General features: G+C 43.2%; 23 protein-coding genes. 15 read left to right on the top strand and 8 right to left on the bottom strand.

Going from position 1 to position 25,376, the window contains the following annotated elements:
* The first annotated feature begins 131 nt into the window (after nucleotides 1-131).
* The gene (glnS, locus tag HC723_RS05270) at nucleotides 132-1,796 is read left to right on the top strand and encodes a glutamine--tRNA ligase (RefSeq protein ID WP_153447462.1); all 1,665 of its coding nucleotides are present in this window, start codon (nucleotides 132-134) and stop codon (nucleotides 1,794-1,796) included.
* A gap of 170 nt (nucleotides 1,797-1,966) precedes the next feature.
* Here glnS and fcrX read toward each other — a convergent pair whose 3' ends face one another.
* From fcrX to HC723_RS05250, 4 genes are all read right to left on the bottom strand, one after another.
* A complete protein-coding gene (fcrX, locus tag HC723_RS05265) occupies nucleotides 1,967-2,416 on the bottom strand; it encodes a ferric iron uptake transcriptional regulator FcrX (protein ID WP_153447461.1) in 450 nt (149 codons plus the stop codon).
* A 165-nt stretch (nucleotides 2,417-2,581) separates the two neighbouring features.
* Complete coding sequence (gene fldA / locus HC723_RS05260; protein WP_190338432.1) at nucleotides 2,582-3,109, bottom strand: flavodoxin FldA; 528 nt, start codon at nucleotides 3,107-3,109, stop codon at nucleotides 2,582-2,584.
* 81 nt (nucleotides 3,110-3,190) lie between these two features.
* Nucleotides 3,191-3,412, bottom strand: a complete 222-nt coding sequence (locus HC723_RS05255) for a DUF2788 domain-containing protein (protein ID WP_153447459.1) — start codon at nucleotides 3,410-3,412, stop codon at nucleotides 3,191-3,193.
* A 110-nt stretch (nucleotides 3,413-3,522) separates the two neighbouring features.
* Nucleotides 3,523-4,320 carry an alpha/beta fold hydrolase gene (locus HC723_RS05250; protein WP_190338431.1) on the bottom strand — a complete coding sequence of 266 codons (798 nt, stop codon included), beginning with the start codon at nucleotides 4,318-4,320 and terminating at the stop codon, nucleotides 3,523-3,525.
* A 224-nt stretch (nucleotides 4,321-4,544) separates the two neighbouring features.
* Here HC723_RS05250 and HC723_RS05245 point away from each other — a divergent pair, with 224 nt between their 5' ends.
* From HC723_RS05245 to pgm, 3 genes are all read left to right on the top strand, one after another.
* Nucleotides 4,545-4,985 carry a c-type cytochrome gene (locus HC723_RS05245; protein WP_190338430.1) on the top strand — a complete coding sequence of 147 codons (441 nt, stop codon included), beginning with the start codon at nucleotides 4,545-4,547 and terminating at the stop codon, nucleotides 4,983-4,985.
* 310 nt (nucleotides 4,986-5,295) lie between these two features.
* Nucleotides 5,296-5,832, top strand: coding sequence for a replication initiation negative regulator SeqA (gene seqA / locus HC723_RS05240; protein WP_153447456.1), 537 nt, complete (start codon nucleotides 5,296-5,298; stop codon nucleotides 5,830-5,832).
* Nucleotides 5,833-5,927: 95 nt separating this feature from the next.
* The gene (gene pgm, locus HC723_RS05235; RefSeq protein WP_153447455.1) at nucleotides 5,928-7,568 is read left to right on the top strand and encodes a phosphoglucomutase (alpha-D-glucose-1,6-bisphosphate-dependent); all 1,641 of its coding nucleotides are present in this window, start codon (nucleotides 5,928-5,930) and stop codon (nucleotides 7,566-7,568) included.
* Nucleotides 7,569-7,689: 121 nt separating this feature from the next.
* Here pgm and HC723_RS05230 read toward each other — a convergent pair whose 3' ends face one another.
* Nucleotides 7,690-8,499, bottom strand: a complete 810-nt coding sequence (locus HC723_RS05230; RefSeq protein WP_190338429.1) for a DUF1853 family protein — start codon at nucleotides 8,497-8,499, stop codon at nucleotides 7,690-7,692.
* 161 nt (nucleotides 8,500-8,660) lie between these two features.
* Here HC723_RS05230 and HC723_RS05225 point away from each other — a divergent pair, with 161 nt between their 5' ends.
* Entirely contained in the window at nucleotides 8,661-9,425 is a 765-nt protein-coding gene (locus tag HC723_RS05225; protein ID WP_153447453.1) for a Nif3-like dinuclear metal center hexameric protein, read from the top strand.
* Nucleotides 9,426-9,608: 183 nt separating this feature from the next.
* Here HC723_RS05225 and HC723_RS05220 read toward each other — a convergent pair whose 3' ends face one another.
* Nucleotides 9,609-10,898: a citrate synthase gene (locus tag HC723_RS05220; RefSeq protein ID WP_153447452.1), complete on the bottom strand. Its 1,290-nt coding sequence runs from the start codon at nucleotides 10,896-10,898 to the stop codon at nucleotides 9,609-9,611.
* A gap of 388 nt (nucleotides 10,899-11,286) precedes the next feature.
* Between HC723_RS05220 and sdhC the strand changes: the two genes are divergently transcribed.
* From sdhC to sucD, 8 genes are all read left to right on the top strand, one after another.
* Nucleotides 11,287-11,679 (top strand): succinate dehydrogenase cytochrome b556 subunit, encoded by a 393-nt coding sequence (gene sdhC / locus HC723_RS05215; protein WP_190338428.1) that lies wholly within the window; start codon nucleotides 11,287-11,289, stop codon nucleotides 11,677-11,679.
* The gene (gene sdhD, locus HC723_RS05210) at nucleotides 11,673-12,020 is read left to right on the top strand and encodes a succinate dehydrogenase, hydrophobic membrane anchor protein (protein ID WP_153447450.1); all 348 of its coding nucleotides are present in this window, start codon (nucleotides 11,673-11,675) and stop codon (nucleotides 12,018-12,020) included. The genes sdhC and sdhD overlap by 7 nt, the downstream gene beginning before the upstream one ends.
* Nucleotides 12,021-13,787 carry a succinate dehydrogenase flavoprotein subunit gene (gene sdhA / locus HC723_RS05205; protein WP_153447449.1) on the top strand — a complete coding sequence of 589 codons (1,767 nt, stop codon included), beginning with the start codon at nucleotides 12,021-12,023 and terminating at the stop codon, nucleotides 13,785-13,787.
* A gap of 14 nt (nucleotides 13,788-13,801) precedes the next feature.
* A complete protein-coding gene (locus HC723_RS05200; protein WP_153447448.1) occupies nucleotides 13,802-14,515 on the top strand; it encodes a succinate dehydrogenase iron-sulfur subunit in 714 nt (237 codons plus the stop codon).
* 148 nt (nucleotides 14,516-14,663) lie between these two features.
* Nucleotides 14,664-17,474: a 2-oxoglutarate dehydrogenase E1 component gene (gene sucA / locus HC723_RS05195; protein WP_190338427.1), complete on the top strand. Its 2,811-nt coding sequence runs from the start codon at nucleotides 14,664-14,666 to the stop codon at nucleotides 17,472-17,474.
* A gap of 128 nt (nucleotides 17,475-17,602) precedes the next feature.
* Nucleotides 17,603-18,823 carry a 2-oxoglutarate dehydrogenase complex dihydrolipoyllysine-residue succinyltransferase gene (gene odhB / locus HC723_RS05190; RefSeq protein WP_153447446.1) on the top strand — a complete coding sequence of 407 codons (1,221 nt, stop codon included), beginning with the start codon at nucleotides 17,603-17,605 and terminating at the stop codon, nucleotides 18,821-18,823.
* Nucleotides 18,824-18,997: 174 nt separating this feature from the next.
* The gene (gene sucC / locus HC723_RS05185; RefSeq protein WP_190338426.1) at nucleotides 18,998-20,164 is read left to right on the top strand and encodes an ADP-forming succinate--CoA ligase subunit beta; all 1,167 of its coding nucleotides are present in this window, start codon (nucleotides 18,998-19,000) and stop codon (nucleotides 20,162-20,164) included.
* Nucleotides 20,164-21,036: a succinate--CoA ligase subunit alpha gene (sucD, locus tag HC723_RS05180; RefSeq protein WP_153447444.1), complete on the top strand. Its 873-nt coding sequence runs from the start codon at nucleotides 20,164-20,166 to the stop codon at nucleotides 21,034-21,036. Before sucC ends, sucD begins: the two co-directional genes overlap by 1 nt.
* Before the next feature lie 111 nt (nucleotides 21,037-21,147).
* On the opposite strand, the gene znuB is transcribed toward sucD, so the two are convergent.
* Nucleotides 21,148-21,933 (bottom strand): zinc ABC transporter permease subunit ZnuB, encoded by a 786-nt coding sequence (gene znuB, locus HC723_RS05175; RefSeq protein WP_190338425.1) that lies wholly within the window; start codon nucleotides 21,931-21,933, stop codon nucleotides 21,148-21,150.
* Between the two features lie 3 nt (nucleotides 21,934-21,936).
* On the bottom strand, nucleotides 21,937-22,740 hold the full coding sequence (znuC, locus tag HC723_RS05170; protein ID WP_190338424.1) for a zinc ABC transporter ATP-binding protein ZnuC: 804 nt from the start codon (nucleotides 22,738-22,740) through the stop codon (nucleotides 21,937-21,939).
* 91 nt (nucleotides 22,741-22,831) lie between these two features.
* Here znuC and znuA point away from each other — a divergent pair, with 91 nt between their 5' ends.
* Both znuA and HC723_RS05160 read left to right on the top strand, forming a co-directional pair.
* Nucleotides 22,832-23,785 carry a zinc ABC transporter substrate-binding protein ZnuA gene (gene znuA, locus HC723_RS05165; protein ID WP_190338423.1) on the top strand — a complete coding sequence of 318 codons (954 nt, stop codon included), beginning with the start codon at nucleotides 22,832-22,834 and terminating at the stop codon, nucleotides 23,783-23,785.
* Between the two features lie 9 nt (nucleotides 23,786-23,794).
* Entirely contained in the window at nucleotides 23,795-25,141 is a 1,347-nt protein-coding gene (locus HC723_RS05160; protein ID WP_190338422.1) for a peptidoglycan DD-metalloendopeptidase family protein, read from the top strand.
* Nucleotides 25,142-25,376: the final 235 nt, after the last annotated feature.

Here is a 25,376-nt window from a genome sequence, read left to right as displayed (position 1 = left end):
AAATAGCAACTTGGATTTAAATTGATGGGATTTGCAAAGAAAATGACGGTTGTTGTTGTGTAACGGCGCAGAATTGTGGATCATTAGTCCCTATTAAAAACCACTCTATTATTTTTACCGAGGTACTGTCGATGAGTGAAGTCGAGGCACGTCCATCTAATTTTATCCGTCAAATTATTGATAAGGATTTAGCCGATGGCAAACACACAGGGATCCATACTCGTTTCCCACCTGAACCAAATGGCTACTTACATATAGGCCATGCTAAATCCATCTGCTTGAACTTTGGTTTAGCTCAGGATTATCAGGGGCAGTGTAACCTTCGCTTTGATGATACTAACCCTGCCAAAGAAGACATCGAATACGTTGATTCTATTAAAACTGATGTTAATTGGTTAGGTTTTAATTGGGATGGTGAGATTTGCTATTCTTCTAATTATTTTGATGCCTTGTATGGTTATGCGATAGAGCTTATCAAGAAAGGCTTAGCTTATGTTGATGAACTCTCTGCGGATGAAATGCGTGAGTATCGCGGTAGCTTGAAAGAAGCTGGCAAAAACAGCCCATACCGTGAACGTAGTGTGGAAGAAAACCTAGCATTATTTGAAAAAATGCGTGCCGGTGGCTTTGAAGAAGGCAAGGCATGTTTACGTGCTAAAATCGATATGGCGTCATCGTTTATCGTGATGCGCGATCCGGTTATTTACCGTGTGCGCTTTATTGAACATCATCAAACGGGTGACAAATGGTGCATTTACCCAATGTACGATTTTACTCATTGTATTTCGGATGCGTTGGAAGGTATCACTCACTCGGTTTGTACGCTTGAATTCCAAGACAACCGTCGATTATACGACTGGGTGCTCGACAATATCACGATTGACGCGCGTCCACATCAATATGAGTTTAGCCGTTTAAATCTTGAATATACCGTGATGTCTAAGCGTAAGTTGAGCCAACTGGTAACTGAAAACTTGGTTAATGGTTGGGATGACCCACGTATGCCAACCATTTCAGGCTTGCGTCGACGCGGCTTTACTCCTAACTCTATCCGCGAATTTTGCTCGCGCATTGGTGTCACCAAGCAAGATAATATGATCGAGTTTGGGTCACTTGAAGCGTGTATTCGTGAAGACTTAAACGAAAATGCACCTCGCGCAATGGCGGTGCTTGATCCGGTTAAAGTGATTATCGAGAACGTGGGATCTGAAGAAACCTTAACCATTTCTAATCATCCAAACAAACCTGAAATGGGCACTCGTGAAGTCCCATTTACGCGTGAGCTTTGGATTGAAGCAGACGATTTCCGTGAAGAAGCCAATAAGAAATACAAACGTTTAGTATTGGGTAAAGAAGTACGCTTGCGTGGCGCTTATGTTATTCAAGCGAACCGTATTGAAAAAGACAGCGCAGGTAATATCACCACTATCTTCTGTTCTTATGATCCTGACACGCTAGGTAAAAATCCAGCTGATGGTCGTAAAGTGAAAGGCGTGATCCATTGGGTTTCTGCCGATAAAGGCGTAGCGGCAGATGTTCGTTTATACGATCGTCTATTTACCGTGCCAAATCCAGCTGCAGAAGAAGATTTTACCGCGGTAATTAACCCTGAATCATTAGTGGTTAAAAAAGCATTTGTTGAGCCAAGCTTAACACAAGCGGAAGCCGGTAAAGGGTTCCAATTTGAGCGTACCGGTTACTTCTGTATTGATGCCAAAGATTCGACCGCAAACCAATTGGTGTTTAACCGCACTGTTGGTTTACGTGACACTTGGGCAAAAATAGAAAGTAACTAAATGTAGTTGCTAAGCTTAATAGCTTGGTCTAGTAGCTTGCAAAAATCGAGGTGGCTAATTGCTGCCTCGACTTGTTTTTAGGGATGAAAATTTGATATAAAAAAATGCACCTAATTGATTAGGTGCATTTTTTAGATGTATACTTTTTGGTGAGTAGAGAGTGAAAAGGCTTATTTACGTGCTTTATGCGCGTTAGCATCGCCTTTACAGCTACCACTTGCACAGCGACCGTAAAGGTAAAGGCTGTGGTTGGTTAGTTCGACATTATAAAGCGCGGCAATTTCTTTTTGACGCTCTTCGATCAAATCATCCGAAAACTCAATTACCTCACCACAATCTAGACAAACGAGATGGTCATGGTGATGTTGAGTGGATAATTCAAAAACAGATTTTCCGCCTTCAAAATGATGGCGGGTCACAATGCCTGCATCATCAAATTGGTTTAATACACGGTAGACGGTAGCAAGGCCAATTTCTTCACCTAGATCGATCAGTCTTTTATATAAATCTTCAGCGCTAATATGTTGGCAGTCTGGTCTTTGCAATAACTCGAGGATCTTTAAACGAGGTAAAGTGACTTTAAGACCTGCTTCCTTTAGTGCTTGGTTATTATCTGACATTCTACTTTCCTGTGTAATTCTGCTTATTTCTTGAGTATACCTGTGAGTCGTATTAACAATAAACTACCTACTACAAAGAGTTAAGCATTATGTTGTAATTATGTAGAGAGACTCAGAAATACTAAAAAAAACGCCTCAGAGTGTGAGGCGCCATTTTTATGATTTTTAGTCAGCAAGCTCTGCAAGACACATCTCATCATAAATCTGCTTAGACCAAGCTTTTACTCGAGTATCGGTTAGTTCTGGTTGGCGATCTTCATCAATACATAAACCAATGAAGTTATTATCATCAACTAATGCTTTTGATGCTTCAAATTCGTAACCTTCGGTTGGCCAGTAACCAATGATAGTGCCGGCTTTAGCTTCGACGATATCACGCACGGTACCCATCGCATCACAGAAATACTCTGCATAATCTTCTTGGTCGCCACAACCAAAAATAGCCACGAGCTTAGTTGAGAAATCGATGCCTTCAAGTTCTGGGAAAAAATCATCCCAATCACATTGAGACTCACCGTAATACCAAGTCGGAATACCTAGCAGTAATAGATCGAAGTTATCAATATCTTCTTTGCTGCTTTTAGCGATGTCTTGAACATGAACCAGTTGTTTGCCCAGTTCTTTTTGAATCATTTTAGCAACCGCTTCAGTATTACCTGTATCACTGCCAAAGAAGAGTCCTACACTTGCCATAGAATATTACCTATCTATCATTACCGGAAAACGCCGGTAGCTATCAAATTGAAAATACGAATTAAGATTAAAAAAGTGGAATTAACCGAGTCCCGTGCCTTCCCAGCTAATTTGTATCAGGCCTTTAACCACAAAACCGAAACAGCCAAGAAAGAGAACTAACCATACAATCCGGCGTCCAAATACTGGAACATTACCTTGTTTTAGTACATCTTTAATCGCCAGCCCAATCAATAAAAAGAGTGCGGCAAAAAAGAAATCTAATCCAAGTGATTCGATAGTATCGATATGATCATAAAGCATGGTTAACACCACCGTTCTTATTTATGTTGCGACTATATCATTGTTAGCCAGTAAAGTTAATCTGAGAGGCGATCACTATGCGTCTAAATCTCACTTAATTATCTAATTTGTTATTTTGTTATAAAGCGACGCAATGAGCGTAATACTTCAGTTGGCTTTTCTGCGTGTAACCAATGTCCGGTATTGTTAATGATATGCGCTTTACTGTGTGGAAATTGCGCTTGGATCTGAGCTTGATGTTCAATCCCAATATAATCGGAATCGGCACCTTTTAAAAATAGCGTTGGATTATTGAAAGGAGCGATGTCTGACCATGCTTGAATATGATCATATTGATCACTTAAGGCTTTGAGATTGAAGCGCCACTGCAGGTGATTATCGCTATTTTGATCAGGTTTAGGATGAAATAACGACTTAGCTAGAAACTGTCGAACCCCTTCTATTTCAATATGTTCCTCCATTATCGCCAGCGCTTGTTGTCGATTGGTAGGTGGATTATCGACGACGGCCTGTAAGCCGGCCAATACATTGTCGTGGCGACGTTGTTGGTAGGCAACCGGCGCCATATCTAACACCGCAAGATGATGAATGTTATCGGGGATCATGCTGGCCAGTTTCATCGCAGCTTTTCCGCCCATTGAGTGCCCAACCACCGCCAAACTATCGACGTTAAGATGATTGAGTAATTGAATGAGATCCTTAGCCATTGCCTCATAATTCATGCTATCGCAATGAAAAGAGCGGCCATGATTGCGTAAATCGACATTGATGACGGTGTGATCGAGGCGTAAATTTCGCGCTAACACTCCGAGGTTATCCGCACTGCCAAATAAGCCATGGATAAGAAGAATAAACGGACCTTGTCCTTCAACGGTGTGATGCAGTAAAGGATACGAGGGATGAGACATGGACACTTGACCTATAAAGAGAACGAAAAAACACGATCATAACCTAACTTGCACAATATAATGTTTTGTTTTTGTTGCTAATAGTTAGAATCGTTAACAAATGTGTCTGTTATTAATGCTGTATTGAATAAAGAATAGTGCATTGGATTGTGAAAAATTGAAAAGCCTTAACTAAAATAATGATAAATAAGCAGTAAGACTTAACTCAATTAATAGGAAGTTATATGCGAACAAAACTAATAGCAACGACATTCTTGCTGTTACCTCTCTTTGCTTCGGCAACCACGCTACTGAAAGAAAAAGAAAGTGTAGTAGCGTTTTGTTCTACCTGCCATGGGGTGACAGGGGTATCCACTTTGGATCATATTCCTAATTTATGGGGGCAGTCTCAAAGCTATTTACGCGAGCAGATTGAAAAATTTCGTGACAAAAAACGTCATACGACCTTTATGGATGCGTTCATATATCAAATTTCAGATCAACAAATTGATCAAGTGGTTAAGCATTATTCTTCGGTACCTGCAGCCGATACCTTTAAGTTGCAATGGCGTGGGGATAAATGGCCGGGTGATATGCAGTTAGGTGAAAAAATTGCTTACACCGGTAAAATGGACGCCAATGTTCCGGCTTGCATGCGTGTCATGGACCGAACGGGGTTGGGGTGAAACCTTCATTGCCACGCATCGGCGGTCAAAATTTTGCTTATTTAGTCAATCAAATGAAATCATGCCAAAGACTCTCAATATGGTAAACCGTCTCCGGATGATAAACATATATTAGGTTCTAAAGCCTATTAAACAATAAAATGTTGGATTGGGAGTTTGTATAAAGATCAGGCTCTCAATCTACATATTCGAACAGACAGTGATCTATTCGATCTTTTTTCTTTCGCTGTCACTTGAATTGGCATAGAGAATCAATCTAGATAAGGGTATAATCGCGCCAGAGTTAATTGATTGAGATTGTGAAAAGCACATGAAAACCATTGAAATAGATGAAGAACTGTATCGTTATATTGCGAGTCAAACCCAACATATTGGTGAAAATGCCTCGGATATTTTACGTCGACTTTTGATCGGTGATCAGCAAGGATCACAAGTTGTTGTAGCTAAAAAAACCACAGTAAGCGATAACAAAGAAAAGACCCCAATCGCGACACAAGCCGTGGATAAAGTTAAAGCAATGCGCTCGGTACTTATCTCTGATGAGTTTGCCAGCAAAGATAAAGCGATCGATCGTTTTATGTTGATCTTATCGTCGCTTTACCATATTGAAAAAGCGGGTTTTGCAGAAGCTGCGAAAGTCAAAGGTCGTACACGCGTTTACTTTGCTGATAACGAACAAACCCTATTAGAAAGCGGTAAAACGACTAAGCCTCGCTCAATTCCGACTACACCATTTTGGGTTATTACCAATAATAACACCAATCGTAAGCGTCAAATGGTGCAGCAGCTTATGACTCATATGGGCTTCCAAGCCGACTTGATTGAAAAAGTGTGTAACGCGATTTAATGTAAAGTGGGCACTAATATTTCTAGAAACCTCATAATATTGCTAATGACGTATTATGGGGTTTTTTTGTATGTAATTTTTTGAAGGGTTATTTTATGGCGATTCATCCTAGAGCAGGGACTAAAACTTTACCTGAAGATTTGATTAATATTCCAGCCTTAGTCAGTGATTATTACGAGATTAAGCCGCAAGCAGATAATAATGCCCACCGGGTGCAATTTGGTACTTCTGGTCATCGTGGCACGTCACTAAAATCGACCTTCAATCAAACACATATTCTTGCGATTGCACAAGCCGTGGTGGATGAGCGTAATCGCGCCGGTGTCACAGGGCCTTTATTTGTCGGTAAAGATACTCATGCGTTATCAGAGCCTGCATGTCGTACACTGTTGGAAGTTTTAGCTGCTAATGATGTTCAGGTTATTGTTCAGGCTGATAACGGCTTTACCCCAACACCGGGTATTTCTCATGCCATTCTAACGCATAACTTAGCCCATACGGATAAAGCGGACGGCATTGTTATTACCCCTTCTCATAATCCGCCACAAGACGGTGGTATCAAATACAACCCAAGTCACGGTGGACCGGCAGAAGGCGAAATTACCCAACGAATTGAAGATGACGCTAATCAATATATTGCCAATGATTTGCAAGGGGTTAAGCGCATTGATTTAACCAGCAACGCCGCCAATATTACAGCAAAAGATTTAGTGCAACCGTACATTGATGATTTAGTGAATGTGGTTGATATGGGCGCAATTCAAAAATCCGGCCTAAAAATTGGTATCGATCCACTCGGCGGGGCCGGGATTGAATATTGGCGCCGGATTGCGCAAACCTATCAACTGGATATGACCTTAGTAAATCAAACCGTGGATCCTTCATTCCAGTTTATGACGCTCGATAAAGATGGTGTGATCCGCATGGATTGTTCATCCCCTTATGCAATGGCAAGCTTGTTGTCGTTAAAAGATGACTATGATCTCGCCTTTGGTAACGACCCAGATTATGATCGCCACGGCATTGTGACGCCGGAAGGTCTTATGGATCCAAACCATTACTTAGCCGTTTGTATTGATTATCTATTCCGTCATCGTGAAGGCTGGGGCACAGAAGTACAAGTCGGTAAAACGTTAGTGTCGAGTGCGATTATTGATCGCGTTGTGGCCGATCTTGGCCGGACATTGTGCGAAGTACCGGTTGGCTTTAAATGGTTTGTGGATGGTCTTTATGAAGGTCGTTTTGGTTTTGGCGGCGAAGAAAGTGCAGGGGCATCCTTCTTGCGTAAAGATGGCACCCCGTGGTCAACCGATAAAGACGGCATTATTTTATGTCTCCTTGCGGCCGAGATCACCGCAGTGACCGGTATGAATCCACAGCAATATTACAACCAACTGGCAGCGAAACACGGCGCTTCGGCTTATAACCGTATTCAAGCGGTTGCTAATGTGGCGCAAAAAGACGTATTAAAAAGTATGTCGGCTGAAATGGTCAGTGCTAATGAGTTGGCTGGCGAAACCATCACCGCACGCTTAACTCACGCTCAAGGTAACGGCGCTGCAATTGGCGGTTTAAAAGTGACCACTGAAAATGGTTGGTTTGCCGCTCGTCCATCAGGCACAGAAGATATTTATAAAATCTACTGCGAAAGCTTTAAAGGCAAAGATCACTTAGCCTTGATTGAGCAACAAGCACAAGAAATCGTTAATCAAGTGTTTAAAAACGCTGGTTTGTAGAGACGAAAATTAAGGCCAAGAGCTGAGGATACTTCGCTCGGGAGCCGAAAAATAAAAGCTCGATACTGATTAAAGTATCGAGCTTTTTTATATAACGCACGCTATGAACTTGAAATGAGTATTAACCATGCGGCCAAGTATCGGGCAAAACAAACCAAAATCGACCTGACTCAGATTGGCAATGGACAAATTGATCGTTTGTTTGCTGTAACAATTCACTCTCTCTATCCTTACCCGTTAACCATTGTCCTTTTTTTAACACATATAACGATTCATGGATTAAATCCCGTTGATGATAAAAACACCAATGGCCGTTAATTTGACTCGCATCGATGTCATGACCTAAACAGGTCGTGGGAATTGTTTGGGCGAGAAAAGGATTAGTATATAAGCGTCCTTGTAATAAAAGCTTGGGCTTTATGTGATCAAATTGAGGGGCATTAAATTTGCCGTGATGCGCTTTAAATGAGGGGTGTTGTGACATCTGAAGCTGGTGGGTCAACATGTGGTTTAACTTTAAATCTAACCTATCTTGGCTATTGGGCCCATACCAAAGACCATCAAATAATAAATAAAATTTGCTCGCCACTTCCCAATGCTCAACCGTTTTGCTCGGTATATGCTCAAGAATAAAGTCTATTGCGCCAATGGTTCGCCCGTTTTGATTTAGCTGTATTTCTTCTGCCACAACATGATAGTCAGGGTGAGATTGAAAGTGCTGTAAACATAAATGTTGATACCAAAATCCAAGACGAGCATTACCTGAATAGGGAAGCGAAATTGTGCGTTGTTCAGCAATAAAAGGCAGCGCTGCGAGGGTGTGACCATCGGGTTGCATAATTGGAGGATGACGTGCAATCCAATCACTGATTTGGTTAAAGAACACCTGTTGCTGGCTGTAATTAATGTTATTGTTTTTTGTCACTGGCATTATGCATCCTTGCGTCAATATTTATACCAATCGTGGTCACTATTTGAAGATCTCATTTCTTTGATTGGTATGAGTCATTACCGTACTTAATTAAGGCAAATCTTGCTATTATTTACTAATAAGTAATGATTTATCGAGAAACTACGACCTATTGAGAAACTATGAATAACTTAGAATTAGAGCAGCTATTAAATCAAACTTTATCACCGCAGTTGATAAAAGACTATTGTCCGAACGGATTGCAAGTGGAAGGTAAGCCCCAAGTCTCGACTATCATTACCGGCGTGACCGCTTCACAAGCCTTGATTGATATGGCGATCGAAAAAAATGCCGATGCCATTCTGGTTCATCATGGCTATTTTTGGAAAGGAGAAGCAGAGGCGATCCGTGGCATGAAAGGGGCGCGCATTCGCAGCTTGATCAAACACGATATTAATTTATATGCCTACCATCTTCCGCTCGATATTCATCCACAGTTAGGTAATAACGCCCAATTAGCCTCCCTATTGAGTATAAACACATTAGGAGGGCTGGAAGGTCATCCACAGTCTGTTGCTATGTATGGTGAGTTTGAGATTGCTTTAAGCGCGAATGAGTTGAAACAAAAAATCACCACAGTGCTTAATCGTGCGCCATTGCATATTGTCTCAGAGCAGGGGCCGGCCAACAAAAAAATTAAAACCATTGGTTGGTGTACTGGTGGCGGGCAAGATTACTTAGAGTTAGCCGCGCAGCAGGGGTTAGATGCGTTTATTTCGGGCGAGATCTCAGAGCGAACCACTTATATTGCGCGCGAATTAGGTATTGATTATTTTGCAGCCGGACACCATGCCACCGAACGATACGGCGTAAAGGCGCTAGGGGAGTGGTTAGCTGAAAATCATGGCTTAAATGTCGAGTTTATTGATATCGATAATCCGGTTTAATCCTAATAGTTTTATAATCGATCAACATTGATCAAATGTTAAGTGGGATTGGGTTGAGGGTTAATTCACCATAAAACAAAAAAGCGAATCACTTCGACATTATCAAGTGGTTCGCTTTTTTTAGGTTTATATTTTCTAGCAACTAGCAACTAGCAACTAGCAACTAGCAACTAGCAATCGGCATTACTCTCTTTCATGCAGAGGTTTAAAATCACGTTGGTGCTGGCCAGTATAAAGCTGACGAGGGCGACCAATACGATTGCTTGGGTCATCGTGCATTTCATTCCAGTGAGCAATCCAACCAATAGTACGAGAAATTGCAAAGATAACGGTGAACATTGAGACCGGAATTCCGATCGCTTTCAAGATGATACCTGAATAGAAATCGACATTAGGGTACAGTTTTTTCTCAATGAAATATGGGTCTGAAAGCGCAATGCGTTCTAATTCCATCGCGACATCAAGCAGTGGATCTTCAATGTTGAGTTCTTGCAATACATCATGACACGCTTGACGCATAACCGTGGCGCGAGGATCGTGGTTTTTGTAAACACGGTGACCAAAGCCCATTAAACGGAACGGGTCATCTTTATCTTTCGCTTTTGCGACATACTCTTCAATTTTATCGACACTACCAATCTCTTCTAGCATCTTCAAACAGGCTTCGTTAGCACCTCCGTGAGCGGGTCCCCAAAGTGATGCAATACCCGCTGCAATACAAGCAAATGGATTCGCACCAGAAGAACCGGCCAGACGAACCGTTGAGGTAGAAGCATTTTGTTCGTGATCGGCATGCAAAGTGAATATTTTATCCATAGCACGTGAAACCACAGGATTAACCACATATTCTTCACAAGGATTAGCAAACATCATGTGTAAGAAATTACCCGCATAATCTAAATCGTTACGTGGATAAATGAATGGTTGACCCATCGAATATTTGTAACACATCGATGCAAGGGTTGGCATTTTAGACAGTAAACGGAATGCGGTGATTTCACGATGTTTTTCATTGTTGATATCTAACGCATCATGGTAGAAAGCAGCTAAAGCGCCAACGACACCACACATCACTGCCATTGGATGCGCATCACGACGGAAGCCGTGGAAGAAGCTGGAAATTTGCTCATGCACCATAGTGTGATTCGATACGATTTTTTTGAATTTTTCGTACTCTGTGCGAGTAGGTGCTTCGCCATAAATTAGAATATAACAAACTTCTAAATAATCAGCATTATTAGCCAACTGATCAATAGGGTAACCGCGATGCAAAAGGATCCCTTTGCCACCATCAATATACGTGATTTGAGATTCACACGATGCTGTAGCAAGAAAACCTGGGTCGAAAGTGAAATAACCACTGGCACCTAATTTTCGTACATCAATAACATCTGGACCTTCTGTTCCAGTTAATATTGGGAGTTCAATAGGTGCTTGACCTTCAATATGAAGGGTAGCTTTCTTATCCGCCATGACATTCTCCTTGTTTATTATTATCCATCCGGGATTTTGTGTGTGTGGTTTTTGTACTTAGATTCGCGGTTAAAGTCAATTTTTCTGCTCGAATCTGTGTGTTAGTGTTCATTTTTCACATGGAAAAAGTTAAAAATATGTTCTACGTAGCATATTTTGTTACAAGAATTGAAATTATGTGTTACCAGTCGTATAGTGCAATTGAAAATTTTAGTTAGTGCCTTATATTATCAGGGGTTAGAGGCTATTTCTTGATAAGTGATAACAGATGTTAACGAGAGTTTGATGGGAGTTTTGGGTGCCCATCCGAATTAATTGTTAATAAAATGCTGCAAAAGGCAATTAATTGATCTATGTCGATAACTATAAATGCTCTAGATGGAGCTGAGTGAGCAAAACCGTGAAAGAAAAAAAATCCAGACCAGTAAACCTTGATTTACAAACCATACACTTCCCGATAACTGCGATAGCGTCTATTTTACACCGTGTATCTGGTGTGATTATGTTTGTTGCGGTGGGCATTTTATTGTGGCTACTTGCTATTTCCCTATCCTCTCCCGCAGGTTTTAACCAAGCGGCAAATTTAGTCGACGGTTTTTTCGTCAAGTTCATTCTCTGGGGCATTTTAACCGCCTTGGGGTATCATATCGCGGGTGGTATTCGTCACTTGCTTATGGATATGAAATATTTTGAAGAACTTGAAAGTGGTGCATTAAGTGCCAAAGCTGTGATGGCGGTTGCCGCTGTGTTATCAATTCTGGTGGGGATCTTAGTATGGTAAAATCGATTTCTTCTGTTGGGCGCAATGGCGTTCACGATTATTTATTAATTCGCGCTTCCGGCATCCTACTGACACTGTATACCTTGTATATGGTGTGCTCTATTGCCTTTGGCGGCGACATTAATTACCTCAGCTGGACTGCATTTTTTAGCGGAACCTTTACCAAAGTTTTTACCATGATCGCCTTGGTGGCCATCCTGGTTCACGCTTGGATTGGTTTATGGCAAGTGATCACCGATTATATTAAACCCGCTAAACTGCGCGCACTGGTTCAATTTGCAGTGATTGTTGCATTATCAGCGTATTTCTTCTCTGGCCTATTTATTTTGTGGGGTGTCTAAGTGTCTATTCCTGTTCGTGAATTCGATGCCGTTGTCATTGGCGCAGGTGGTGCGGGTATGCGCGCTGCCTTACAAATTTCAGAGCAAGGCCTATCATGTGCCTTGCTATCAAAAGTATTCCCAACTCGTTCTCATACGGTCTCTGCTCAAGGCGGCATTACCGTTGCATTGGGTAACTCGCATCAAGATGATTGGCAATGGCACATGTACGATACCGTTAAAGGGTCGGATTACATTGGTGATCAAAATGCGATTGAGTACATGTGTAAAAATGGTCCTGAGTCGGTTATCGAATTAGAGAAAATGGGCTTGCCTTTCTCTCGTTTTGAAGATGGTTCGATTTATCAACGCCCATTTGGTGGTCAATCAAAAGATTTTGGTGGTGAGCAAGCGGCTCGTACTGCCGCTGCCGCTGACCGTACTGGTCACGCTTTATTGCACACCCTTTATCAGCAAAATATTAAACACAAGACCACTATCTTTTCTGAGTGGTATGCGCTGGATTTAGTAAAAAATGAAGATGGTGCCGTTTTAGGGACCACCGCGCTTTGCATGGAAACTGGCGAGATTTGCTATTTTAAAGCTAAGGCGACTATTTTAGCCACTGGCGGCGCCGGCCGTATTTATCAATCGACCACCAATGCGCATATCAATACCGGAGATGGTGTGGGTATGGCGCTGCGCGCGGGCGTTCCGATGCAAGATATCGAAATGTGGCAATTCCACCCAACCGGTATTGCTGGCGCTGGCGTGCTAGTGACTGAAGGGTGTCGTGGTGAAGGGGGTTATCTGCTTAATAAAGATGGCGAACGCTTTATGGAGCGTTATGCACCTAATGCCAAAGATTTAGCCGGCCGTGATGTGGTCGCGCGTTCCATGATGATTGAAATTCGTGAAGGCCGTGGCTGTGAAGGTCCTTGGGGGCCTCATATTAAATTGAAACTTGATCACTTAGGTAAAGAGGTTTTGGATGCTCGCCTGCCGGGTATTTTAGAGCTTTCTCGTACTTTTGCTCACGTTGATCCAGTGAAAGAGCCTATCCCTGTTATTCCAACTTGTCATTATATGATGGGTGGCGTTCCAACTCAGGTATCGGGTCAAGCTATTAAGCAAAATGCTGATGGCAGCGATAGCGAAGTTCAAGGCTTATTTGCTTGTGGTGAAATAGCTTCAGTTTCGGTGCATGGCGCCAACCGTTTAGGCGGAAACTCACTGCTTGATTTAGTGGTATTTGGCCGTGCAACCGGTTTGCATCTGGGCGAAACATTGGCGGCACAAGCGGAAGCAAAACCAGCAACTGATGAAGATATTCAAGCCTCACTTGCTCGTTACAATCGTTGGGAAAGCAGTACCGGCGGCGAGGACCCATTCCAAATTCGCAAAGATTTACAAAGCTGTATGCAAAATAACTTCTCGGTATTCCGTGAAGGCGATGCAATGGCAAAAGGTTTAGAAGAACTAAAACTTATCCGTGAGCGTTTAAAAAATGCTTACCTGTCAGATAAATCAACCGAGTTTAATACCCAACGTATTGAATGTTTAGAGTTGGATAATTTGATGGAAACAGCATTTGCGACCGCAGTGGCAGCGAACTATCGTACCGAAAGTCGTGGCGCTCATGCTCGCTTTGACTTCCCAGATCGTGATGATGCCAATTGGTTATGCCATTCTATCTACAATCCGGTGACTGAAGCCATGTCCAAACGTGATGTCAACATGCAACCCGTGTTGCGTGAAGCCTTTCCACCTAAAGCTCGTGTTTACTAAGGGAGTAAAGAACAATGAACGTAATTTTCTCTCTGTATCGCTATAACCCAGATGTCGATAATAAACCTTACATGAAAGACTACACGTTGGACGTGGAAGAAGGTTCCGACATGATGGTGCTCGATGCACTTATTTTGTTAAAAGAGCAAGATGCCAGCATATCATTCCGCCGCTCATGTCGTGAAGGTGTATGTGGTTCAGATGGCCTAAATATGAATGGTAAGAATGGCTTAGCTTGCATTACCCCATTGTCAGCGCTGCTTGGTAAAGGTAAAGTGGTGATTCGCCCATTGCCTGGTTTGCCAGTGGTGCGCGATTTGATTGTCGATATGACGCAGTTCTACGACAACTACGCCAAAGTGAAACCATTTTTGATTAATGATGGTGAATTACCACCATCGCGTGAACATTTACAATCACCAGAAGATCGTGCGCATCTTGATGGATTATATGACTGCATTATGTGTGCGTGTTGTACCACTTCATGCCCATCATTCTGGTGGAATCCGGATAAGTTTATCGGTCCTGCTGGTCTATTGGCGGCGTATCGTTGGTTGGTTGACAGTCGTGATACCGCAACAGATGAACGCTTGTCAGATCTTGACGATGCATTTAGCGTTTTCCGTTGCCATGAGATCATGAACTGCGTTAACGTTTGTCCTAAAGGATTAAATCCGACTAAAGCGATTGGTCATATCAAGTCGATGTTGATTAATCGTTCAGTCTAACACTTATTTGAAAAATTGAGTTTGCAGTCGGTCTTCGGGCCGACTATTTCAAAGGTCAACACTGGTATTAGGCAAATACTGGCTACAGTAAATGCACAATATTAGGAATGGCCAAAGCATAGAAAAACCATAACGGTTAAGGGAAAATATGCACAACGGCGTGATGAAGGCATGGCTCGAGTCTTCACACTTGGCTGGCGCCAATGCAACTTACGTAGAAGATCTCTACGAATTGTATCTTAGTGATCCGGATCTGGTCAGTGATGAATGGAAACGTGTGTTTGAAGCTTTGCCAACGCAAGCTTCACAAGAGGAACAACCTCACTCACGTGTTCGTGATTACTTCAGACGACTCGCGAAAGAAACAAAGCATTACAATGTCCAAGTTAGTGATCCTGATGTCGATGCAAAACATGTAAAAGTTCTTCAGTTAATCAATGCTTACCGTTTCCGTGGGCACCAAGCTGCGAACCTTGATCCTCTCAATATTTGGAAGCGTGAATCGGTTGCTGAACTGGATCCTGCTTTCCATAACCTCTCCCAAGATGACTTTGATGAGTCATTTAACGTGGGGTCTTTTGCCGTCGGGCAAGACACCATGGCACTTAAAGATATTTTCCAAGCTCTCAATAAAATCTACTGTGGTTCAATCGGTGCTGAGTATATGCACATCACCAACACAGAAGAAAAACGCTGGATCCAAGACCGTTTGGAATCTGTGATTGGTGAAGGTAGCTTTACGCTAGAAGAGAAAACCACGTTCCTTGATGAGTTAACCGCCGCAGAAGGGCTTGAGCGTTATTTAGGCGCAAAATTCCCAGGTGCGAAGCGCTTCTCATTAGAAGGTGGTGATGCTCTTATTCCAATGATCAAAGAATTGGTTCGCCAAGCCGGAACACAAGGCATGCGCGAAGTGGTTATTGGTATGGCGCACCGTGGCCGCTTGAACATGTTGATTAACGTGTTAGGTAAAAAGCCACAAGATTTATTCGATGAGTTTGCCGGTAAACACGGCGAATCATGGGGCACCGGTGATGTGAAATATCATCAAGGTTTCTCAGCTGATTTTGCCACCCCTGGTGGGGATGTGCATTTGGCGTTAGCCTTTAATCCATCACATCTTGAAATTGTTAACCCAGTAGTCATTGGTTCGGTCCGTGCCCGTCAAGATCGTTTAAACGATAAAGATGGCGGTAAAGTTCTGCCGATCACCATTCATGGCGATTCGGCTATTGCCGGACAAGGTGTGGTCGCAGAGACGTTTAACATGTCTCAAGCGCGTGGTTATCAAGTCGGCGGTACGGTTCGTATCGTGGTCAATAACCAAATTGGATTTACCACTTCAAATCCGCGTGATATGCGTTCAACCATGTATTGTACCGATATCGCCAAGATGGTGCAGGCACCGATTTTCCACGTCAATTCCGATGATCCTGAAGCAGTAGCCTTTGTCACTCGCGTGGCGCTGGATTACCGTAATACCTTTAAGCGAGATGTTGTGATTGATCTGGTTTGTTATCGCCGTCATGGTCATAACGAAGCGGATGAGCCAAACGCGACTCAGCCTTTGATGTATCAAAAAATCAAAAAACACCCAACGCCACGTAAGCTTTATGCTGATGTTTTAGTCGATCGAAAAGAGATTAAACTTGAAACGGCGACGCAAATGGTGAACGAGTATCGTGATGCTTTAGATCGCGGTGAAGTGGTGGTGAAAGAATTCCGCCCAATGGCATTGCATTCGGTTGATTGGGCACCTTATATCAACCATGAGTGGAATGAAGAGTGGGCCAATAAGGTTGACCATGACCGCTTAATTGAATTGGCTAATAAAGTGTGCCAGTTCCCTGATAGTCATCAATTGCAAAGTCGAGTGTCTAAGCTCTACAACGATCGCCAATTAATGACCAATGGTGAAAAAGCGATTGATTGGGGCATGGCTGAAACCTTGGCTTATGCCACGATTGTTGATGATGGCAAGCGTATTCGTATTTCGGGTCAAGATTCTGGCCGTGGTACTTTCTTCCATCGTCATGCGGTGCTACATAACCAAGATGACGCAAGCACTTATGTTCCATTATCGAATATTCATGATAAACAAGGGCCATTCCAAGTGTATGACTCAGTGTTATCAGAAGAAGCGGTATTGGCGTTTGAATATGGCTATGCCACGGCAGAACCAGGTGGCTTAACCATTTGGGAAGCCCAGTTTGGTGATTTTGCCAATGGCGCGCAAGTGGTGGTCGATCAGTTTATTTCTTCTGGTGAGCAAAAATGGGGTCGTTTATGCGGCTTAACACTTTTGCTTCCTCATGGTTATGAAGGTCAAGGTCCTGAGCACTCATCGGCACGTTTAGAGCGTTATTTACAACTGTGCGCTGAGCAAAATATGCAAGTGGTGGTGCCATCAACACCGGCTCAGGTGTATCACATGATCCGTCGTCAAGTGGTGCGCCCAATGCGTCGCCCGTTGATCGTGATGTCACCGAAATCGCTACTGCGTCATCCATTGTGTACTTCAACCCTCGAAGATCTGTCACAAGGGACGTTCCAACCGGCGATTCCTGAGGTGGATGAACTTGATGCAAGCCAAGTCAAGCGTGTGGTTTTATGTTCGGGGAAAGTCTATTTTGATTTACTTGAGCAGCGCCGTAAAAACGAACAGCATGATGTGGCGATTGTCCGTGTCGAGCAGCTTTACCCATTCCCGTATGAGGATGTCAGCCAAGCTATCGCACAATATACCAATGTAGAAGACTTTGTTTGGTGTCAAGAAGAGCCGCAAAACCAAGGTGCATGGTATAGCAGTCAACATAATATCCGCTTTGCATTGCCAGATGGTGCGGTCTTGAAATATGCAGGCCGTCCAGCTTCTGCGTCACCGGCGGTCGGTTATATGTCGGTTCACTTGAAGCAACAAAAATCGTTAGTGGAAGATTCATTGAACTTGAGTTTTTAACGCGATTACATTTTTTTAGCGATGCTCGTCAGTGGTATTGATTTACCACGGACTCAAAAAATAATTGAGTGTTAGCGGTTGCCAAAGGGCGGGCTAGCATTAATCAGCTCAAAAGGATAAGACAGATTATGACCATTGAAATTCTTGTTCCAGACCTACCAGAATCTGTTGCCGATGCAACGGTAGCAACATGGCACAAACAACCCGGTGATGCCGTTTCGCGTGACGATATCTTAGTGGAAATCGAAACCGATAAAGTCATTTTAGAAGTTCCTGCACCTGAAGATGGCGTATTAGAAGCGATCATTGAACAAGAAGGTGCCACGGTATTATCGAAGCAAGTGATTGCTAAGTTAAAACCTGGCGCAGTGGCGGGCGAACCGACCAAAGACACGACTGAGTCAACCGAAGCCTCTCCAGATAAACGCCATACGGCTGCGTTATCAGAAGAAACTAACGATGCGCTAAGCCCAGCGGTTCGTCGCTTAATGGCTGAGCACAGTCTTGAAGTCTCACAAGTAAAAGGCACCGGTGTCGGTGGTCGCATTACGCGTGAAGATGTGGATGCTCACCTTGCTAACGCGGCTAAAACCAGCGCAGCAACGACAGAAACGAAAGGCAGCGCAGAACTAGAAGCACCAGCGGCGGCGCGCACTCAAAAACGCGTACCAATGACTCGCTTACGCAAAACAGTAGCAAAACGCCTACTGGAAGCGAAAAATAGTACCGCGATGCTAACCACATTTAACGAAGTGAACATGAAACCTATCATGGATCTTCGCGCGCAATATAAAGATCAGTTTGAAAAACGTCACGACACTCGTTTAGGCTTTATGTCCTTCTACGTGAAAGCCGTGACAGAAGCACTTAAGCGTTACCCTGAAGTAAATGCTTCGATTGATGGTGATGATATTGTTTATCATAACTATTTTGATATCAGCATGGCGGTTTCAACCCCGCGCGGTTTAGTGACTCCAGTACTGAAAAACTGTGACTTACTCGGCTTTGCTGATATTGAAAAAGGCATTAAAGAGCTCGCCATCAAAGGTCGTGACGGCAAGCTGCAAGTGGAAGATTTAATGGGCGGTAACTTTACTATCACGAACGGTGGTGTGTTTGGTTCATTAATGTCTACCCCGATTATTAACCCGCCACAAGCAGCTATTTTAGGTATGCACAAAATTCAAGATCGCCCAATGGCCGTCAATGGCAAAGTAGAAATCCTGCCAATGATGTACCTTGCATTGTCTTATGATCACCGTTTAATTGATGGTCGTGAATCAGTGGGCTTCTTAGTCACAATTAAAGAATTGCTGGAAGATCCAGCTCGCTTATTACTTGACGTATAAGCGGATCTGATCCCGACTAAGTGAGCGTTTATCTAAACTAACGCTTAGTCGGCTCCCATATCAGATGAGCAACACCGAAAGACCCTACGAGATAGCATTTACGAAATAGCATTTTAGTGTAAATGCTAATGGAAATAATAATTCCTTACGGATAAAACAAACGGAAGTAACACTATGAATTTGCATGAATATCAAGCGAAACAATTGTTTGCTGAATTTGGATTACCTGTACCTGAAGGTTACGCTTGTGATACTCCACAACAAGCCGCTGATGCCGCAGGTAAAATTTCGGGTGATAAATGGGTAGTAAAATGCCAAGTTCACGCTGGCGGTCGCGGTAAAGCGGGCGGAGTTGAGCTGCATGATACTAAAGATGGCATTAAAGCATTTGCCACCAAATGGCTAGGCCGCAACCTAGTCACTTATCAAACTGATGCTAAAGGTCAGCCAGTACGTAAAATTTTGGTTGAAGCGGCGTCTGATATTGCTAACGAATTATACCTTGGCGCGGTGGTGGATCGCGGTTCTCGTAAAGTGGTTTTCATGGCCTCGACAGAAGGTGGCGTGGAAATTGAGAAAGTAGCAGAAGAAACGCCTCACCTTATTCATAAAGCGACAATCAATCCATTGGCCGGTCCTCAAACCTACCAAGGCCGTGAATTGGCGTTTAAATTAGGCCTAAAAGGCGACCAAATTAAACAATTCACTAAGATCTTTATGGGTCTAGGTGCGATGTTTGATAAATGTGATTTGGCCTTATTAGAAATTAACCCTCTAGTGGTGACGGGCAATGGTTCTTTAGTGTGTCTTGATGGCAAAATCACCATCGATTCAAATGCCATGTATCGTCATCCTAAATTGCGCGAAATGCATGATCCTACACAAGAAGATGAGCGCGAAGCGCATGCCGCGAAGTGGGAATTAAACTATGTTGCGCTGGATGGCAATATTGGTTGTATGGTCAATGGCGCAGGTTTGGCAATGGGCACCATGGATATCGTTAACTTGCATGGCGGTCAACCGGCGAACTTCCTTGATGTCGGCGGCGGCGCAACCAAAGAGCGCGTAACCGAAGCCTTTAAGATCATCTTGTCAGACGATAACGTTCAAGCGGTATTGGTGAATATCTTCGGCGGCATTGTTCGTTGTGATTTGATTGCAGAAGGTATTATCGGCGCGGTGGAAGAAGTTGGCGTAAAAGTACCGGTTGTGGTGCGCTTAGAAGGCAACAATGCTGAACTAGGTTCGAAGAAATTAGCTGAAAGTGGATTAAATATTATTGCAGCAACGTCATTAACGGAAGCTGCTGAGAAAGTTGTAGCTGCTGCGGAGGGTAAATAATGTCAGTATTAATTAATAAAGATACAAAAGTTATCTGCCAAGGTTTTACTGGTGGTCAAGGTACATTCCACTCAGAGCAAGCATTGGACTACGGCACTCAAATGGTGGGTGGTGTTTCTCCTGGTAAAGGCGGCACGGTTCACTTAGGTTTGCCGGTCTTTAATACCGTGCGTGAAGCTGTCGAAACCACAGGTGCAACCGCATCGGTTATCTATGTACCCGCGCCATTTTGTAAAGATGCGATTCTAGAAGCTATTGACGCGGGCATTAAGCTTATCGTTACTATCACCGAAGGTATTCCAACGCTTGATCTTGTCGATGTTAAGGTCTGCCTAGATGAAGCGGGTGTGGTGATGATTGGTCCTAACTGCCCAGGGGTGATCACTCCCGATGAATGTAAGATTGGTATCATGCCAGGACACATTCATAAGAAAGGTCGCGTCGGCATTGTGTCACGCTCAGGAACATTAACGTATGAAGCGGTAAAACAAACCACAGACGAAGGCTTTGGTCAATCGACTTGTGTTGGTATTGGTGGCGATCCTATCCCTGGCTCTAACTTTATTGATATCTTGAAGTTGTTCCAAGAAGATCCAGAAACTGAAGCGATTGTGATGATTGGCGAAATCGGCGGCACTGCTGAAGAAGAAGCGGCGGCTTATATCAAAGATCACGTCACCAAACCTGTAGTGTCTTACATTGCAGGGGTGACCGCTCCTGCTGGTAAGCGTATGGGTCATGCTGGCGCTATCATCTCTGGTGGTAAAGGCACGGCGGAAGATAAATTCCAAGCACTAGAAGCGGCTGGGGTTAAAACCGTGAAGAGCCTAGCCGATATTGGTAAAGCACTGCGCGAAATTACTGGTTGGTAATCAACCTTCATACTTCAAGCAGTCGCTTCAAGTATTGTAGATAATGAGTAATAGAAAAAGGCCACTGAAAAGTGGCCTTTTTGTTGGTTTAAAGTTTTAAAAACAGATCACCTAAGCATTGGTTTTCTTAAATTGGCTAAGCATAAACAGCGCTGTAGCTGAAATCACCACCGAAGGGCCGGCGGGGGTGTCATAAAACCAAGATAAACTTAAGCCTGAAAAAACCGATACCACACCAATGCATGAGGCACCGATTGCCATTTGCTCGGGTGTTCGTGCAAATCGTCTTGCGGTGGCAGCGGGGATGATCAAGAGCGAGGTAATAATTAAAGCCCCAACAAACTTCATGCCAACTGCAATCACTAGTCCAACCAACAGCATTAATACCACTCGCATTAAAGGGACATTTACCCCTTCAACTCCGGCTAATTCTTCACTAATGGATGAGGATAATAAAGGCCGCCAAAAATACACCAGTAGCGATAGGGTCACAATACCGCCGATGTAAATAAAGATCAGATCAGATGGGCTAACGGCCAGTAAATCCCCAAACAAATAACTCATTAAATCGACACGAACATTATCTAAAAAGCTCACCGCCACCAAACCAAGAGACAGCGCACTGTGGGCTAAAATCCCCAATAAAGTATCAGTAGCGACTACTTTTTGTTCTTGCAGAGTAGCCAGGATCAAGGCAATGGCAAGACAGCAAACCACCAAAGAAAGGTATAAATTCACATCTAACAAGAAACCCAGTGCCAAACCAAGCAATGAGGCGTGCGCTAATGTATCGCCAAAATACGCCATCTTACGCCATACCACTAAAGACCCAAGTGGCCCCGCAATAATGGCGATACCTAAGCCGGCAAGAACGGAAGGGAAAAGTATATCAAACATAGATTATTGACCGCTTTTGGGTGTGTGTGATGAAGAATGTGAGCAATGTTGGTGCTCACAATCGGTAGCTTCATCTTCGATTGCCTCGCCAGATAAATCATGGTGATGATGATGCTGATGGTGGTAAACCGCTAAAGTATCTTTGGCGGTTTGACCAAACATGGCAAGGTAAGAAGGGTGCTGAGTAATGGCTTCTGGTGCGCCAGAGCAACAAATATGATGTTGCAGACAAATAACTTCATCGGTTTGCGCCATCACTAAATGAAGATCGTGAGAGATCATAAATACTGCGCAACCAAATCGCTGGCGAATGGTGTTAATTAAGGCGTACAGTTCTATTTGGCCTTGTACATCAACCCCTTGCGCAGGTTCATCTAATACTAATAAATCGGGTCGTTGCAATAATGCTCGGGCTAATAATACTCGTTGGTTTTCACCACCAGACAGTTTATGCATATCATTCGTGGCTAAGTTTTCCGCCCCCACCAAACGCAACGATTCCATCCTCTCTTGAGTACTATAACGTCCTGCTAAGCGCAGAAATCGATCGACCGTTAACGGTAAGCTGTCGTTAAGTCTGAGTTTTTGCGGTACATAACCAATCCGAAGTTTTTTAATCCGCGTTATGCTGCCGCTATAGGTTTTATGTAGACCTAGCATCACTTTGACTAACGTTGATTTGCCGGCACCATTGGGACCGATCACTGTGGTGATCTGCCCTTTTTGGACGGTTAAACTAATATTACTTAACACCGCTTTATCATGAAACTTAACCGTGACGTCTTGTAATTGAATGAGATCAGACATGTTTAAACCAACTTGAGTAATTGTTATGTTATATAGTAACATTGCGGTCGCAGTTTACCAATAGGCTGTATTTTATATAAGGGAGATGAAAATGCACCAAAGTATCGGAAGTAAATGGACAAAATTCACATTGGCGGTGGCAATATTGTTCACTTCGGCTCAAGCGATGAGCCAAGAGACAAAGCTAACTGTGGTGACATCAATTAAACCTTTGCAGCTTATTACTCAAGAATTGACATTAGGTGTGACCGATACACAAGTACTGCTCAATGCGACTGCGTCTCCTCACGATTATGCATTACGACCATCTGATATGAGAAAAATTAAAGATGCCGATCTATTTATTTGGGTTGGACCTGGTTTAGAATCCTTTTTAGAGAGCGCATTGGAAGGGAATACTAATACCTTACAACTTGATCAATCGGATCAAATTACTAAGTTGAAGTATGGTGAAGAAGGCGATCATGACCATGCCGACCATGACCATGCCGCACATGAAGATCACGATGATGGCCATCACCATCACGGTGGCTATAATCCGCATTTATGGCTTGGTCCACAACAAGCACAACAAATGGCGAAAGTGATCAGTGATAAATTAATGGCACTGGATCCTGAACATAAAGCGACGTATCAAAAAAATTATCAAGCGTTTGTTACTCATCTTTCCGCCACAATTTCTGGAATTAAACAACAATTAGCCCCCGTGAAATCTCACGGCTATTATGTGTTTCATGATGCCTACAGTTATTATGAAAATTACTTTGGGCTGAATAACCTCGGGCATTTTACCGTTTCTCCCGATCGCCGACCTGGCGCTAAAACACTTATTACGATTAGAACTGCGTTGCAATCAGATAAAGCCTATTGTGTGTTTTCTGAACCGCAATTTACTCCAGCCGTGATCGATTCTGTTACCAGAGGCACGAATGTAAAGCACGGCTCTTTGGATCCTTTAGCCACCGATTATCCGGTTAAACCAGGATCCTACTTTACCTTCCTACAAGATTTAGGGCATAGTTTCTCTACTTGTCTTACTCGCTAGGAAATCTGCTTGTTCAAATTGAACTTATTTCATCAATATAAACCACGCCACCTTATCCGGTGGGGTGGTTTATTATTACTCGGACTGAGTTTAATCGCGGTCATTATTACTTTGGTTATCAAGCTTAGAACTCCTGATCTTGACAGCAAGCCACATTTCAATAACAGTCAACAGCAAAGTGAGCCTTATGATGCAGTGATCGAGCGCGATGACCCTGCATTTTTAGAGCAAGAAAAACAGTTCACTGGGCAGCAACACGCGCAATCAAACCTACCCGAACTTGTCCATACCACAAGTACACCCGATCTTATCCATAGCCATACCGTAACAGATGGTCAAAGCCTCAAAACTATTTTTGATTTATATGGTTTAAAGTCAGCGGATTTATTGGCCTTAATCAAAGCCAACTCCACCGCGCTGCAAATAAAAGACAATCAAGTGATCGAGTGGCAATTAACCTCGACAGGCAAAATCGCATCATTATCCATTTTCCGTACCCCTAAATTAGTCAGTCAATTTCGTTGGGAAAATGGCCAATATCAGTATCGTCCATTGCGTAAAAAAGGCATTCATAAAACTCGAATTTACCGAGCCAGTATGGAAGGCAATTTTTTCCACACAGCTTCGGATATAGGGTTAACCCCACCACAAATACGCAGTATTTATCAAGCGTTGTATTGGGATATTGATGTTACTCGTCAAGCCAAATTAGGGGACCAGTTAAAGGTTGCTATTGCGCAGAATGTCATTGGAAATCAAATTGTCGGTCAAGGAAAAGTGATCGGAGTCAGTTATCGCACCCAGCATCAACACTGGTTATTACTACGGGCTGATAATGGGCAATTCTATGCTCCCGATGGTAGCAGTAATCAGAAAACCTTACGTCGTTGGCCGCTGTCACAGCCTTATAGGATCAGTTCTGATTTTAATCCACAACGTTTAAATCCGGTCACACACCGAATTGCTCCGCATTATGGCACCGATCTCGCGGTACCCGTTGCCACACCAGTATTGGCGACAGGGGAAGGGCAGGTTGTACGAGTAGGGGAGCATCCCTTAGCTGGCTTATATGTAGTGATCAAAAATGGCCCAATTTACAGCACTCGCTTTTTACATTTGAGTCGAATTTTGGTTAAGGTAGGACAACAGGTTCACCAAAATGAAGTGATTGCTTTGTCAGGTAATACTGGTCGCTCTACTGGGCCTCATTTGCATTATGAATTAAGGAAAGAGGGGGTTCCGGTGAATGCAATGCTTGCACCTTTGCCGCAAGCAAGCGGGCTAACTCAACGGCAGAGCGCGCAATTTAAACAAAAAAATCGTGTATTAATTCATCAATTAAGTGATCCGCTTTAAAAAACAGCCCCAAAATAGTCGTTCTCCTTTCTTGTATTTCCTAACTAGGATAAATTAGACATTCATAATTATTAGCGCGAAATATCAATAAAAACCCATCCCGCGCTGAGTAATGCCGTTCACTTAAGGGTGAACGGTTTTTTTATTTCTGGCATACTTCTGCGGCCTTGGCTTAACCGACCTTGGAAATGTTCGTTCCCTTCGCCGCTCAAGTATTAAGCTTTCAGCCATGTTG

Origin of the sequence: Vibrio sp. S11_S32 (genome assembly GCF_014694465.1) — a bacterium.
GTDB lineage: Bacteria > Pseudomonadota > Gammaproteobacteria > Enterobacterales > Vibrionaceae > Vibrio > Vibrio algicola.
The sequence above is the reverse complement of the archived record's forward strand: the minus strand, read 5'-3'. Positions and strand labels throughout refer to the sequence as shown.